This is a genomic window from Streptomyces sp. 2323.1 (genome assembly GCF_900221035.1).
GTDB lineage: Bacteria > Actinomycetota > Actinomycetes > Streptomycetales > Streptomycetaceae > Streptomyces > Streptomyces sioyaensis.
In genome coordinates, this window is the sequence record NZ_LT907981.1 from 1,275,790 (window position 1) to 1,289,878 (window position 14,089).

The following is a 14,089-nucleotide window of genomic DNA, read 5'->3' on the forward strand; positions in this document are numbered from 1 at the left end:
GGACGCCGAGCGGGCCGGAGGCCGGCGGCCGCCGTCTGCCCATCGAACAGCTCAGCCCCTGCCCACCTGCAAGGACTGCTTCACCAGCGTCCGTCCGAAGTCCCACATCAGGCCGCCGCCGCTGTGGGCGTCGTCCATGACGGCCGTGAACGCCTCGACGAAACGGTCGACTTCCCGCTCGCCGATGATCAGCGGGGGGATCAGCTTGATGACCTCCAGATGGTCGCCGGAGACCTGGGTCAGGATGCGGTGCCGCTGCAGCAGCGGGACCACGACCATCTGCGCGAACAGTCCCTTGCGGGCGGCCTGCAGCATCCTCCAGCGGCCCCGCAGGCTCAGGGACTTGGGGCGGCCGAACTCGATGCCGATCATCAGGCCGCGGCCCCGTACGTCATGCAGCAGCTCGTAGCGGTCGATGAGGGCGGCGAGCCGGGAGCGCAGCAGGTCACCGGTGTGCCGGGCGTGGGCGACGAGCTGCTCGTCCGCCATCACGGCGAGCACCGCGAGCCCGGCCGCCATCGCCTGGGCGTTGGAGCCGAAGCTGGCGGAGTGCACCAGGACCCGGTCCATGGACGAGTAGACCTTCTTGAAGATCCAGTCCTTGCCGAGGGTCGCACCGACCGGAACGTAGCCGCCCGAGAGCGCCTTGGCCACACACACCAGGTCCGGTTCGACGCCGTCCTCGTGCTGATAGGCGAAGAAGTCGCCGGTGCGGCCGAGGCCGGTCTGCACCTCGTCGGCGATCAGCAGCGCTCTGTGGCGGTGCAGCAGGTCCTGGGCGGCGCGCAGGAATCCGGGCGGGGTGGGGTGGACGCCCTTGCCCTGGACGGGCTCGACCACGAATCCGGCCACGTCGCCGCGCTTCAGCTCCCGCTCCAGTGCGGCCAGATCGCCCAGCTCGACGGCGGTGTCCGGCAGCAGCGGCGCGAAGCCGTCCCGGAAGCCGTCCTCGCCGTTGACGGAGAGCGAGCCGGTGGTCAGGCCGTGGAAGGCGTGGGTGCAGTAGAGGATGCGCGGTCTGCCGGTGGCGTAGCGGGCGAACTTCAGGGCGGTCTCCACGGCTTCGGTGCCGCTGTTGCCGAAGAAGACCCGGTCGAGGTGGGGTGCATGGCTCAGCAGTTTCTCGGCGAGCAGACCGGGCAGCGGCTGGCAGTCGAAGCGGGTGAGGTCGGCCAGGCCGGCGTCCAGCACGTCGTGCAGCGCCTGCCGGACGACGGGGTGGTGCCGGCCGAGGCCCATCACCCCGAAGCCGGCGAGCATGTCGAGGTAGTCCTGGCCCTCGGTGTCCCAGAAGTAGGCGCCCTCGGCCCGCTCGTAGACCTTGTCGAAGCCGATGGTGTGCAGCATCCGCGGGAGCTGGTGGTTGAGATGGCGGGCGTGCAGCTCATAGCCCTCTGTGCCGCGCTCGGCGAGGAGCCCGGTCAGATCGAATCCGGTCACGGTGTGCTCTCCTTACGGCCCTGCGCGGCACGGCCCAGCGCGGCGCTGATCTGTCCGGCGATCTCGGCCGGGGTGAGTCCGAGGTCGGCCAGCAGCTCACCGCGCCGGGCGTGCGGCAGGAACTGCTCGGGGATCCCGAAGGTACGCAGCGGCACGTCCACGTGCGCGTCCCGCAGGGCCTGCCCGACCGCCCAGCCGATGCCGCCGGTCCGGCTGTTGTCCTCCACGACGGCCACCATGGCGTGCTGCGCGGCGAGCTGCTCGATGGCCTCGTCGACCGGCTTGACCCAGCGCGGGTCGATGACGGTGGCGTCGACGCCGCGCGCCGCGAGGAGTTCGGCGACCCGCAGGCACACCGGGGCCATCACCCCGACGGCGACCAGCAGGACGTCCGGGTGCGGGGCCCGGTGGAGGACGTCGACGCCGCCGATCCGGTCGACGGCCGGGATCGGGTCGTCCACCGCCTCCTTGGGGAAGCGGACGACGGTCGGTGCGTCGGTCACGTCCAGCGCTTCGCGCAGCTGGGCCCGGAGCTGGTCGGCGTCGCGCGGCGCGGCGATCCGCAGCCCCGGTACGACGCCGAGCACCGACAGGTCCCACATGCCGTTGTGCGAGGCGCCGTCGGTGCCGGTGACGCCGGCCCGGTCCAGGACGAAGGTGACCCCGCATTTGTGCAGCGCCACGTCCATCAGCACCTGGTCGAAGGCGCGGTTGAGGAAGGTGGCGTAGACCGCGACGACCGGGTGCAGACCGCCGGTCGCCAGGCCCGCGGCCGACACCACCGCATGCTGCTCGGCGATGCCCACGTCCCACACCCGGTCCGGGTAGGCCCGCGCGAACTTCTCCAGACCGACCGGCTGCAGCATCGCCGCCGTCAGGGCGACCACGTCCTCGCGTTCGGCGCCGATGCGCAGCATTTCGTCGCCGAAGACGGACGTCCAGGAGGGGGCGCCGGGCGGGGCGACCGGTGCGCAGGTCAGCGGGTCCATCACGCCCACGGTGTGGAAGTGGTCCGCCTCGTCCTCCAGGGCGGGCGGATAGCCGCGGCCCTTCTCGGTCAGGCAGTGCACCAGCACCGGCCCGTGGAAGCCGGCCGCCCGGCGCAGCGCCGATTCGACGGCCGCGATGTCATGGCCGTCGATCGGCCCGATGTACTTCAGGCCCAGGTCCTCGAACATGCCCTGGGGGGCGATGAAGTCCTTGAAGCCCTTCTTGGCGCCGTGCAGGGAGTCGTAGAGGGGTGCGCCGACGACCGGGGTGCGCTGGAGGACGTCCTTGCCCCAGGCCAGGAATTTCTCGTAGCCGTCGGTGGTGCGCAGGGTGGCGAGGTGGTCGGCCAGGCCGCCGATGGTCGGCGCGTAGGAGCGGGCATTGTCGTTGACGACGATGATCAGCGGGCGGTCCTTGGCGGCCGCGATGTTGTTCAGCGCTTCCCAGGCCATACCGCCGGTCAGCGCTCCGTCGCCGATCACGGCCACCACATGGTCGCTGCTGCCGCGGAGCCGGTGGGCCTTGGCGAGGCCGTCGGCCCAGCCCAGCACCGTCGAGGCATGGCTGTTCTCGATGACGTCGTGCACGGACTCCGCGCGCGAGGGGTATCCGGACAGCCCGCCCTTGGCCCGGAGCTTGGAGAAGTCCTGCCGTCCCGTCAGCAGCTTGTGGACGTAGGACTGGTGCCCGGTGTCCCACAGGATGCGGTCGGCGGGTGAGTCGAAGACCCGGTGCAGGGCGATGGTCAGCTCGACCACGCCGAGGTTGGGGCCCAGATGGCCGCCGGTGCGGGCGACGGCCTGGACGAGGAAGTGCCGGATCTCCTCGGCGAGTTCGGGCAGCCGGGCCGCGGGGAGCGCCTTGAGCGCGCGCGGTTCCCGGAGGTGTTCCAGCATCGTCATGTGCGGTCCCCCTCTTCGTGGTTCGGCCGGCCGTGCCGGTCCGGTCGCCGTCGCGCGCGGGGCCGACGGCGGACCGGACCATGACGCGGGGAGCCCGGGCACGCGGGCTCCCCCTGTTCAGCGGGTCATCCGTGGTTCCCGGCGATGGTCTCCCTGGCCGCCCGCAGGGACTCCTTCAGGGAGCCCATGGTGGCGAGGACGGCGGTGGGCTCGTAGCCGCAGTGCGCCATGCAGTTGGCGCACCGCGGGTCCTTGCCGCGGCCGTACTTGTCCCAGTCGGTGTCCTCGATGAGCTCCTGGTACGTCGGGACGTAGCCGTCGCTCATCAGGTAGCAGGGGCGCTGCCAGCCGAAGAGCGAGTAGTTGGGGATCGCCCAGGCCGTGCAGGGGAAGTCCGCCTTGCCCTCCAGGAAGTCCAGGAAGAGCGGGCTGTGGTTGAGCCGCCAGCGCCGCCGGTTGCCGCCGGCGAAGGCCTTCTTGAACAGCTCGCGGGTCTGCTCGACGCCCAGGAAGTGCTCCTGGTCGGGCGCCTTCTCGTAGGCGTAGGCGGGCGAGAGCATCATTTCGTCGACCTGTAGGTCGTCATTGAGGAAATTGAGGACCTCGATGATGGTCTGCGGGGTGTCGGTGTTGAAGAAGGTGGAGTTGGTGGTGACCCGGAAGCCGCGCTGCTTGGCCTCCTTGATTGCCGCCACCGCCTCGTCGAAAACGCCTTCCTTGGCGACCGATTCGTCGTGCCGCTCACGCATACCGTCGATATGCACCGCGAACGCGAAATACGGAGAGGGCTGGAAATCATCCAACTTCTTGCGCAGCAACATGGCGTTGGTGCACAGGAAGACATACTTCCGTTTGGCCACCAACTGTCGGACGATCTCGTCGATCTGCGGGTGCATCAGGGGTTCACCGCCGGCGATGGAGACCATCGGGGCACCCGACTCCAGCACCGCGCCGACCGCCTGCGCCACCGGCATGCGCTGCTTGAGCACGCCCGCCGGATGCTGGATCTTCCCGCAGCCCTCGCATTTCAGATTGCACGCGAAGAGCGGCTCCAGCTCGACAATGAGCGGGAACTTCTCACGCCGCCGGATCATCTTCTGCTCAAAAAGATAGGTACCGACCCGGATGGACTGACGAAGCGGCATGGCCATCTGACTCACCTCCAGGGGAGCAGCAAAGAAAGGTGCCATTCGTAGAAAACAGGCAGGACGGAGCGCAGGACTCGGAAGGCTGATATTCCACCCCGCACGGTGCCGATACGCACGAGTTCATGTTCTGGAGCGTCCACGACCACCCGGACGGCCGCAACCGGACGGGGGCCGGCCCGCCGGGCCGCACGGAGGGTGGCAGCGGATTCCATGTCCACCGCGACCGCACCGGCGGCATGCAGCGCGGCCCGCTCCGCGCCGCGCACCACGTGGTCGGAGCCGCACAGCAGCCCGCTGTGCACCCTCAGACCGCGCTCCCGCAGGGCCCGCAGCAGCGGCCCGTTGTCCCGGCAGGGCGTCTCCGGGGCGTCGGCGTGGTGGCCGCGGGTGGCCGAGGCGACGATCACGTCCCCGGGGCGCATACCGGGGGCGAGACCGGCACAGAAGCCGCTGGCGACCACCGGGGAACGCTCGGTGACCGCACCCTCGCTCAGCGCTTTGGCGAGGGTGCGTTCGGCCGCCTGCGGGCCCATGCCCGTACGGAGCACGACCGGCCGCGGTAAGGCCCGCTCGGCCGCTCCCCCGCGGTCGCCGCCGCGCAGTGCGATCCGCTCGATGCCGAGCGCACAGGCGACCAGCAGCGGTGGATCCGCGTCCGTCAGGGGCCGGCCGGGCATCAGGCCCCCACCGGCGCGACGGCCGGGCCCCCGTTGAGATAGCGCCCCAGGGCCGTCAGGGGGAAGACCTGGCGGTAGAGGTGGTAATTGATGGAGAAGTCCCAGGGGAAGCCCGTGCCGGTGAAGTACGGCTCGTCCCAGGAGCCGTCCTCGCGCTGGGTCGCGGCCAGCCAGCGCACTCCGCGGCGTACCGCCTCGCCGTCGCGCTCGCCGGCCGCGAGCAGCGCCATCAGCGCCCAGGCGGTCTGGGAGGCGGTCGAGGTGCCGCGCCCGGCCCACTGCTCCTTGTCCCGGTAGGACCGCTGGTCCTCGCCCCAGCCGCCGTCGTCGTTCTGCACACCCTCCAGCCAGCGGACCGCCCGGCGGACCGCGGGGTGCGAGCGCGGGATGCCCACCGCGGCCAGCGCCGGGAGCACCGAGCCGGTGCCGTAGACGTAGTTGGTGCCCCAGCGGCCGAACCAGGCGCCGCAGGGCTCCTGTTCGGCCAGCAGCCAGGCGACACCGCGGCGGGTGCGCGGGTCGTGGGTGCGGCCGACGTCCGCAAGCATCTCCACGACATGGGCGGTGACATCGGCCGACGGCGGGTCGATGACCTCCCCGAAGTCACAGAACGGCAGCCGGTTGGGGAACGGGCTGGTGTTGTCGACGTCGAAGGCGGCCCAGCCGCCGTCCTTGGACTGCATGCCGAAGTTCCAGCGCACCGCGCGGCGTACCGCGGCCTCGACCCGCTGCGGATCGGGGTGCTTGACCCGGCGCAGCGCGAGCACCACCTCGGCGGTGTCGTCGATGTCGGGGTAGTTGTCGTTCTCGAACTCGAACGCCCAGCCACCGGAGGGGAGTTGGGGACGCTTCACGCTCCAGTCGCCGGGCCGGTCGATCTGCTCGGCCAGCATCCACTCGGCGGCCTGGACCAGCTGGGGGTGGTCGGCGGGCACTCCGGCGTCGGCGAGCGCGATGGTGGCCAGGCAGGTGTCCCAGACCGGGGACTGGCAGGCCTCGATCATCCGGGCCCCGTCCGCGCGCCGTACGGCGAACCGGTCGAGGGACGCCAGGCCGGTACGCAGTACGGGGTGGTCGAGGTCGTAGCCGAGGAGGTGCAGCGCGATGACGGAGTAGACGGCGGGCGGCTGGATGCCGCCCCAGCAGCCGTCGTTCTCCTGGCGCTCGATGATCCAGCGGGCGGCGGAGCGCATCGCGGCCCGGCGCAGCTTGCGGAAGGCGACCTTGTGGTAGAGGTGCAGCGCCTTGTCGAGGCGCTGGAAGACCCCGTCCCAGCTGGCGGCGGGGGCGAGCGGCCGCGGCGGGTTGGGGCGGCGCGGATCGGTGTGCAGCTCGTCGAGGGCGAACGGCGCCGGGCGCACCGGGCGTTTGGCCGAGACGATGGTCAGCGGCACGATCGTCTGCCGCGCCCAGCATCCGAAGTCATAGATGTTGAGCGGGAACCACTTCGGGAAGTAGAGGAGTTCCGGCGGCAGTTGGGGCAGGTCGTCCCACTTCCACCAGCCGAACAGGGCCAGCCAGATGCGGGTGAAGACCCGGGCCGCGGCGATGCCGCCCTGCTCGCGGACCCATGCGGAGGCCCTGGCCATATGCGGGGCGTCCGGGGCGTCCCCGGCGAGCCGCAGGGCGACATAGGCCTCGATGGTGGCGGAGAGTTCGCCGGGCCCGCCGTAGAAGGTGGCCCAGGTGCCGTCCGCGCACTGCTCGCCGCGGATGAAGCGGGCCGCGGCCTCGGTGAGTTCGGGGTCCTGGATGCCCAGGAACTGGCGGAGCAGCAGATCTTCGGCGTCCATCGTGACGTTGGTCTCGAGGTCGCCCTTCCACCATCCGGCGGGGTCCTGGACGGACAGCAGATGGTCGGTGGCGCGGGCGGTCGCGCGGCGGGCGGCGTCCGCCGTGTCATCCCGTACGGCGCTGCGGGTACGGGCGGATGCTGCGGTTTTCTCAGCGGTGGCGTCGCTGGCCGAAGGGGCCCGGGGCGGCAGCGCCCCGGTGCTTCCGTCGGTCGTCGCTGTCATGGCTTCCCCTTCGGCAGTGAACTGTGAAAAGCGTGCTCAGGGATTCCGTCGGCCGGCGCCCGTCCCCCACTGCCCTAAAGGCGTGGGAGGTGCCCCCAGGCACCGGCCGGCGACTGCGATCTATTCGGTGTCGGCGGTCCTCATCTCTTTCGTACGACGACGAAGTCCGCGAGCGCGACGAGCTCGGCACGGACCTTCTGCGGCATCTCGATCTCGTCGAGCGCGGCGATGGCGGTGGTGTGCTGACGGCGGGCCTCCTGCGACGTCCACTCACGGCCGCCGGCCTCCTCGATGAGGGCCGCGCGGGAGGCGAACTCCTCCTCGGTGAAGTCGGCGATTTCGCTCTCGCTCTTCTTGGCGTCGGCCGCCAGGATCCGGGCGAGCCGCTCGGAGGCGTCACCGCCGGCGGCCAGGGCCGCGACGACCGGCAGCGACTTCTTGCGCTGCCGCAGATCGCTCCAGGTCTGCTTGCCGGTGGCGTCCGGGTCGCCCCAGATGCCGAGCAGGTCGTCGACGGCCTGGAAGGCGAGACCGAGGTGGTAGCCGTACTTCTCAAGGGTGTCCGCCGTGCGGTCGTCGGCGCCACCGAGCACCGCGCCGATGGAGACGGCGCAGGCCAGCAGCGCGCCGGTCTTGTTGCCCTCCATCTCCAGGCACTCCTCGACGGTGACCCGCTCGCGGTGCTCGTAGGAGATGTCCTGCGCCTGGCCGTCGATCAGCTTGCGGGAGGCCTGGGTGAGCCGGCGGGTGGCGCGGCCGGCGTCGACCGTGCCGAGCTCCAGCAGTATTTCGTTGGCCAGCGCGAACAGCGCATCGCCGACCAGGATGGCCTGCGCGGGGCCGTGCACCTTCCAGACGGTGTCGCGGTGCCTGCGCTGCTCGTCGCCGTCCATGAGGTCGTCGTGCAGCAGCGAGAAATTGTGCACCAGCTCGACGGCGACCGCGCCGGGGATCCCGACCTCCGGGGCCGCCCCGGCGGCCTCGGCCGAGAGCAGGGCGAGCGCGGGCCGTACCGCCTTGCCGCTGTCACCCGTGGTGGGGTGGCCCTCGGCGTCGATCCAGCCGAAGTGGTACGCGGCGACGGTGTCCATGGGAGGAGCGAGCCGGTTGACGGCGGCACGCAGCACGGGAGTGGCGAGTGTCCGCCCGCGCTCCAGCAGCGCGGTGACGCCCTCGGTGTCGATAGCTGGGGAAGCCGGATTCACGGTTTCTCCTCTGTTTCCGATGCTCGTGCTCGTGCGAGCGCTCGTACTCGTAGTCATGCCGCCTCCTGAGGCAACTGGCCCTGGGGGAAGCCGAGTTCGGTGAGTGCCTCGCGAGCGGCGGCAGTGCCGCTGCGAACAGCGCTTTCCATGGTCGCGGGCCACCCGGTGGCGGTCCACGCACCGGCCAGATACAGGCCGGGAGCTTGGGTGCGGGCGGCGGGGCGGAGCCTGCCGACGCCCGGTGCGGGCGCGAAGGTCGCGGTGCGCTCGCGGGTGACGAAGAAGTCGTGGATCCGGGCGCCCCGGGCGGCGGGCAGCAGCCGCTCCAGCTCCGGAAGATAGCGGGCGCGGAGCTTGGCGACCGGCTGGTCGATCTCTTCCTGCGCGGCGGACTGCGAGACCGCCAGATACTGGCAGCGCTCGTTGCCGGGGACGCGCGTCAGCCCCGAGGCGTCGGTGCGGTCGAAGACCCACTGGACCGGGGAGCCGACCGCGGCGAAGAAGGGGCGGCGCAGCACCGTACGGTCGTAGACGACATGGAGGTTGAGGATCGGGGCGGTGCCGATCTCCAGCAGCCGGTCCTTGCCGTCCAGCGCACCGTCGGGCAGCAGGGCGTGCGCCTCGCGCTGCGGTACGGCGAGCACGACGGTGTCGGCGGCGAGCTGCTCGCTGCCGTGCGGGCCGTTCTCCACCGTGACCTGCCAGCCGTCATCGCTGCGGGTGAGCGCCCCGGCGCGGGTGCGCAGGGCGATGCGTACGCCGGCCTTCTCCAGGGCCGTGCGGGCCCGGTCGTCGTGGACGTCGCCGAGCGGGACGCGGGACCAGCCGATGTCGGCGGCGCCCGGCGCGGACAGCAGCCCGGTCTTGAAGACCTTGGCGGCCAGGCCCAGCGAGGCGTGCTCGGCACGGGCGTTGAGGGTCGCGATGCCGACCAGGTCCCACAGCGCCTCGACGGCCCGCGCCGACTGGCCGTACCGGCGCAGCCAGCTGCCGAAGTCCACCCCGTCCAGCGCGGAGTCGGCCGGGTCGAGGCCCTTGAGCGCGAGGGTGGCGCGGACGACACCGGCCCGCTCGGCGGGTGAGAGGTGCGGGTAGCCGGCCAGGCTGCGGGCGAGGTGCAGCGGGACGGGCAGGGCGCTGCGGCGCAGCCGGCCCAGCCGCATCCGGCCCCGGCCGGAGCTGCCGCCGGGGTCCAGGACCGGTACGTCCAGGCGGTCCTGAAGGGGCACCAGGTCCGCGGCGCCGATCCGCTCCAGCAGCGAGCGGTAGGCGGTGCAGCAGCGCAGATAGACGTGCTGGCCGTTGTCGACGCTCAGCTCGCCGGCGGCGGACTCGCGGCGGAAGGAGAAGACCAGCCCGCCGAGCCGCGGCCGGCCCTCGATCAGGGTCACCCGCAGCCCCGCGTCGGCCAGCGCGAGCGCCGCGGTCGTGCCCGCGAGACCGCCCCCGATGACCACCGCGGTCCGCCCCTGGGGAGCGCCGGACGGCAGGTCAGGGTGGCGGCCGAGCCGCGTGGCTCCGGATGTCATGTGGTCTCCCCCCGTACTGCTGTGAGGGACGCAGCCACCCCGGAGAGGGTTGCCCGCCGCGCTGACGCGGGGTCACCACCGTTGGCCGTCCGGCGCATCATCCACGCCTCCGGACGGACTGCCGTCGGCCGATCGCCCGCGCGTCGAGCCCGGACAGTCCGCGCACCGCGACGAACGCCTTCTCCCGGCCGGGCAGCGAGACCCGGCCGCGCAGCACCGCCTCGGGGTCGGCCTCGATCCGGGTCAGCAGGCGGTGGTAGATGCCCGCCATCGCGGCCACGCAGGCGCCGCTGCGCCGGTCGAGCATCGGCAGAAGCTGGAAGCCCTCGGCGAACAGTGCGCGGGCGCGGGCGACCTCGAAGTGCACCAGGCCGGCGAAGTCGGAGCCGGGCGGCGGTACGGGCCGGTCGAAGCCGTCCGCACAGCCGAACTTGGCGAGGTCCTCGGCGGGGAGGTACGTCCGGCCGTTGCCGGCGTCCTCGCGAACGTCCCTGAGGATGTTGGTCAGTTGCAGGGCGAGCCCGAGGGTGTCGGCGTACTCCGGGGCACGCTCGGCGTCCTGCGCGCCGGGGACCGTGCCGAACACGCCCAGCGAGAGCCGGCCGATCGCGCCGGCCACACAACGGCAGTAGAGCTTCAGCTCGTCCCAGGTCTCATACGTCTCGCCACGCACATCCATCAGCACGCCGTCGATCAGCTCGTCGAGACCCTCCAGCGGCAGCGGGAAGCGGCGGGCGGCGTCGGAGAGCGCGACGGCCACCGGGTCGGTGTCGTCGTCGTCGATCCGGCCGTCCTTGATACGGGCCAGCAGCGCCCGGGTGTCCTCCAGGCGCCGTTGTTTGGCGGTGGGCTCCAGGGTGCCGTCACCGATGTCGTCGATCCGGCGGGAGAAGGCGTAGAGCGCCGACATGGCCTGTCGCTTGTCGGTCGGCAGCAGCCGGATGCCATAGGCGAAGTTCCGTGCCTGCTGCCCGGTGATGGCCTCGCAGTAGCGGTACGCAGCGAGCACCGGCGCGGACGCGTGTGCAGTGTCCTCCACGGTCCGACTCACCCCTCTCTTCGCAATGTCGCCGCTACCTCGCGCAGCAGGCTGAGCTTGGTCGGCTTGGGCGGTCCAGGGAGTACGTCATGATCGGCGGCCGCGACCGCCTGGAGTGCAGCGCGTCCGCCGGCCACGAAGCCGGCCAGCAGCAGCTTGAGCCTGCCGTGGACGCTACCCACCAGCGGGGTGCCTTCATTCAGCAGGTCACGGGCGCGTTCCGCCTCGTAGGCGATCAGCGCGCGCACCGATGCGCCCCCGCTGGGCGCGGCCAGATCGGCCTCGGTGACGCCGAAGCGTTTCATGTCCTCGGCGGGGAGGTAGATGCGGTCGCGCCCGAGGTCCTCGGCCACGTCCTGGAGGTGCTCGACGATCTGGAGGGCGGTGCAGACGGCGTCCGAGCGGCGGATGCGCTCGGGGCTCGCGGTGCCGGTGATGCCGAGGACGAGCCGGCCGACGGGGTTGGCGGACAGCTCGCAGTAGGCGGCCAGATCGTCGTAGGTGCCATAGCGGCTGATCCGCTGGTCCTGCCGGTTGGCCGCGATCAGATCGAGGAACGGCTCGGGGGTCAGTCCGCAGCGGCGGACGGTTGGGCCGAGCCGGCGCATGAGCGGATGCCGAGGTCCGGGGGCCCGGTCGCTGAAGACGCGGTGCAGATCCGCCTCCAGGGCGTCCAGCAACGCGGCACGGTCTCCCCCACTCTCGGCTGCGCTCGAGCGGGAGGTACCCCCATCCTGCGCGCGGTCCAGCCCGAGGAGCACGGCATCGCCGCCGCCGGGGGCGAGATCACCGTCGCCGATGTCGTCGACGAGCCGGGCGAAGCCGTAAACGGCCATCAGATCGGCGCGCCAGACCCGGGGCAGGAAGAACGGCGCCACCGGGAAGTTCTCGTGTGCGGCCTGATCGAGCACGGTGCGCGTCTGCTCCCGTCCGTCGCCCGCCGCCCCCGTCCGGGGGAAGGCGCGACGCGCCTGCTCGTTGTCTCGGCTCACCGGGGGCTGCCCGGCGCATTTCGGTGCCGGAGCGAACCAGTAGCCATTGCCGTCACGTCTCCCGTTCTACACCGCCAAGCTAAAACATCCTATTTCGGACACGCCGCAGCAGATGGCGCGCCCGATCGAGTCCATATCGCCCGCTCGGGTGAGCATTGCCCGACATGTACCACTTGATGCTGTTCAGTACCCGTACAGCTTACGCCGTACGTCTCGCCCGCGTCCGAGGGGGTACCGCAGCGCCGGGCACCATTCCGGCCACTCTCCACGACGTCCGAACTGGTCCCGATGTCCGCGGAGTTGGTGATTCCTTCACACCCGAAGGCCCCCGCGAGGCGGACTCGCGGAGGCCTTCGGGTGCGGGACGGGGACTACTTGCCCGTCTCCTTTTCGTACGCCTTGATGACCTCGTCGGTGGGGCCGTCCATCAGCAGCTCGCCGCGCTCCAGCCACAGCACCCGGTCGCAGGTGTCGCGGATGGACTTGTTGTTGTGGCTGACCAGGAAGACCGTGCCGGCCTCCTTGCGCAGCTCGCGGATGCGGGCCTCGGAGCGCTTCTGGAAGCTGCGGTCGCCGGTGGCCAGCGCCTCGTCGATCATCAGCACGTCGTGGTCCTTGGCCGCGGCGATGGAGAACCGCAGCCGGGCCGCCATGCCGGACGAATAGGTGCGCATCGGCAGCGAGATGAAGTCGCCCTTCTCGTTGATGCCGGAGAAGTCGACGATGCCGTCGTAGCGTTCGCGGACCTGCTCGCGGGACATACCCATGGCCAGGCCGCCGAGGACGACGTTCTTCTCGCCGGTCAGGTCGTTCATCAGCGCGGCGTTCACGCCGAGCAGGGAGGGCTGGCCGTGGGTGTAGACCTTGCCGCGCTCCGCCGGCAGCAGGCCGGCGACCGCCTTGAGCAGCGTCGACTTGCCCGACCCGTTGGAGCCGATCAGGCCGATCGATTCGCCACGGTAGGCAGTGAAGGACACGCCCTTGACCGCATGCACCTCACGTACACCCGTGGACGGCTTGCGCCGCACGATGCGGTTGAGGGCCGCGGTGGCGCTGCCCTTGCCGGCTCCCGTGCCGTAGACGCGGTAGACGATGTGCAGATCGTCCGCGATCACGGTCGGGATGCGCTCGCGCGCCGCCTCGGTCGGCTGGACGCCGTTGGTCTGCTCAGCCACGTCCGTACCGCTCCTCGGCCTTCCAGAAGTACACAAAACCCACGACGCCCATCAGCAGCGCCCAGCCGCCGGCGAACGCCCACACATGATGCGGCAGCTGGTTCGCCTTGAAGCTGTCGATCAGTGCGAACCGCATCAGGTCGATGTAGACCGCGGCCGGATTGGCGTTGAGCAGGATCTCCACGAACTTCGGGACGGCCTTGCCCTTGAGGATCAGATCGATGCTGAACATCACGCCGGACGCATACATCCACGTCCGCATGATGAACGGCATCAGCTGCGCCAGGTCCGGAGTCTTGGACCCCAGCCGCGCCATGACCATCGCCAGACCGGTGTTGAAGATGAACTGCAGCGCCAGCGCCGGGAACACCAGCAGCCACGACCACGTCGGCACCTGCCCGAAGCCGAGCAGGATGATCACCAGCACGCCCATGGAGAACAGCAGCTGCTGCAGCTGCATCAGGCAGAACGAGATCGGCAGACAGGCCCGCGGGAAGTGCAGCGCCCGCACCAGGCCGAGGCTGCCGGAGATCGCCCGGGTGCCGGCCATCACCGAGCTCTGGGTGAAGGTGAAGATGAAGACGCCGGTGACCAGGAACGGAACGAAGTCGGGGACGCCCTTCCGGGTGCCGATCAGCAGGCCGAAGATCAAGTAGTACACGAGCGCGTTCAGCAGCGGCGTCGCCACCTGCCAGACCTGCCCCAGCTTGGCCTGGCTGTACTGCGCGGTCAGCTTGGCGCTGGCAAAGGCGGAGATGAAATGCCGGCGGTGCCACAGCTGCCGGATGTACTCCGGGAGGCCGGGACGGGCGCCGCTCTGCGAGAGCCCGTACTTCTGGGCCCGCTGGGCAGGAGTGAGCCCCTCATCGGAAGATGGCGGGGCACTCATGGCGACCGCACTGTCGTGCGTGGTCTCGCTCACAGTTGACACTTTCGTCCTCAAGGTGCGCTGCCGGGGCCACGCCCCGGTTCGC

At 71.0% G+C, this 14,089-nt stretch carries 11 protein-coding genes; all 11 read right to left on the reverse strand.

Annotated features, from left to right (window positions below; all coding sequences use genetic code 11):
* Positions 1–51 precede the first annotated feature (51 nt).
* The 11 genes from CPH93_RS04895 to CPH93_RS04945 all read right to left on the reverse strand — a co-directional run bounded on the left by CPH93_RS04895 (position 52) and on the right by CPH93_RS04945 (position 14,037).
* On the reverse strand, positions 52–1,440 hold the full coding sequence (locus CPH93_RS04895; RefSeq protein ID WP_093486772.1) for an aspartate aminotransferase family protein: 1,389 nt from the start codon (positions 1,438–1,440) through the stop codon (positions 52–54).
* On the reverse strand, positions 1,437–3,332 hold the full coding sequence (dxs, locus tag CPH93_RS04900; RefSeq protein WP_096212068.1) for a 1-deoxy-D-xylulose-5-phosphate synthase: 1,896 nt from the start codon (positions 3,330–3,332) through the stop codon (positions 1,437–1,439). The genes CPH93_RS04895 and dxs overlap by 4 nt, the downstream gene beginning before the upstream one ends.
* A 125-nt stretch (positions 3,333–3,457) precedes the next feature.
* Positions 3,458–4,483, reverse strand: a complete 1,026-nt coding sequence (hpnH, locus tag CPH93_RS04905; RefSeq protein WP_096212069.1) for an adenosyl-hopene transferase HpnH — start codon at positions 4,481–4,483, stop codon at positions 3,458–3,460.
* 5 nt (positions 4,484–4,488) lie between these two features.
* Positions 4,489–5,157 carry a phosphorylase family protein gene (locus CPH93_RS04910; RefSeq protein ID WP_096212070.1) on the reverse strand — a complete coding sequence of 223 codons (669 nt, stop codon included), beginning with the start codon at positions 5,155–5,157 and terminating at the stop codon, positions 4,489–4,491.
* Positions 5,157–7,175 (reverse strand): squalene--hopene cyclase, encoded by a 2,019-nt coding sequence (gene shc / locus CPH93_RS04915; RefSeq protein WP_096212071.1) that lies wholly within the window; start codon positions 7,173–7,175, stop codon positions 5,157–5,159. Before shc ends, CPH93_RS04910 begins: the two co-directional genes overlap by 1 nt.
* Before the next feature lie 140 nt (positions 7,176–7,315).
* Entirely contained in the window at positions 7,316–8,380 is a 1,065-nt protein-coding gene (locus tag CPH93_RS04920) for a polyprenyl synthetase family protein (RefSeq protein ID WP_173909718.1), read from the reverse strand.
* Positions 8,381–8,433: 53 nt separating this feature from the next.
* Positions 8,434–9,909 (reverse strand): hydroxysqualene dehydroxylase HpnE, encoded by a 1,476-nt coding sequence (gene hpnE, locus CPH93_RS04925; RefSeq protein WP_391263684.1) that lies wholly within the window; start codon positions 9,907–9,909, stop codon positions 8,434–8,436.
* A gap of 97 nt (positions 9,910–10,006) precedes the next feature.
* The gene (gene hpnD, locus CPH93_RS04930; protein ID WP_093486760.1) at positions 10,007–10,960 is read right to left on the reverse strand and encodes a presqualene diphosphate synthase HpnD; all 954 of its coding nucleotides are present in this window, start codon (positions 10,958–10,960) and stop codon (positions 10,007–10,009) included.
* Positions 10,957–11,859, reverse strand: coding sequence for a squalene synthase HpnC (hpnC, locus tag CPH93_RS04935; protein ID WP_096212072.1), 903 nt, complete (start codon positions 11,857–11,859; stop codon positions 10,957–10,959). Before hpnC ends, hpnD begins: the two co-directional genes overlap by 4 nt.
* A gap of 452 nt (positions 11,860–12,311) precedes the next feature.
* A complete protein-coding gene (locus CPH93_RS04940) occupies positions 12,312–13,115 on the reverse strand; it encodes an ABC transporter ATP-binding protein (RefSeq protein ID WP_093486758.1) in 804 nt (267 codons plus the stop codon).
* Positions 13,108–14,037: an ABC transporter permease gene (locus tag CPH93_RS04945; protein WP_096212073.1), complete on the reverse strand. Its 930-nt coding sequence runs from the start codon at positions 14,035–14,037 to the stop codon at positions 13,108–13,110. The genes CPH93_RS04940 and CPH93_RS04945 overlap by 8 nt, the downstream gene beginning before the upstream one ends.
* Between the last annotated feature and the right edge of the window lie 52 nt (positions 14,038–14,089).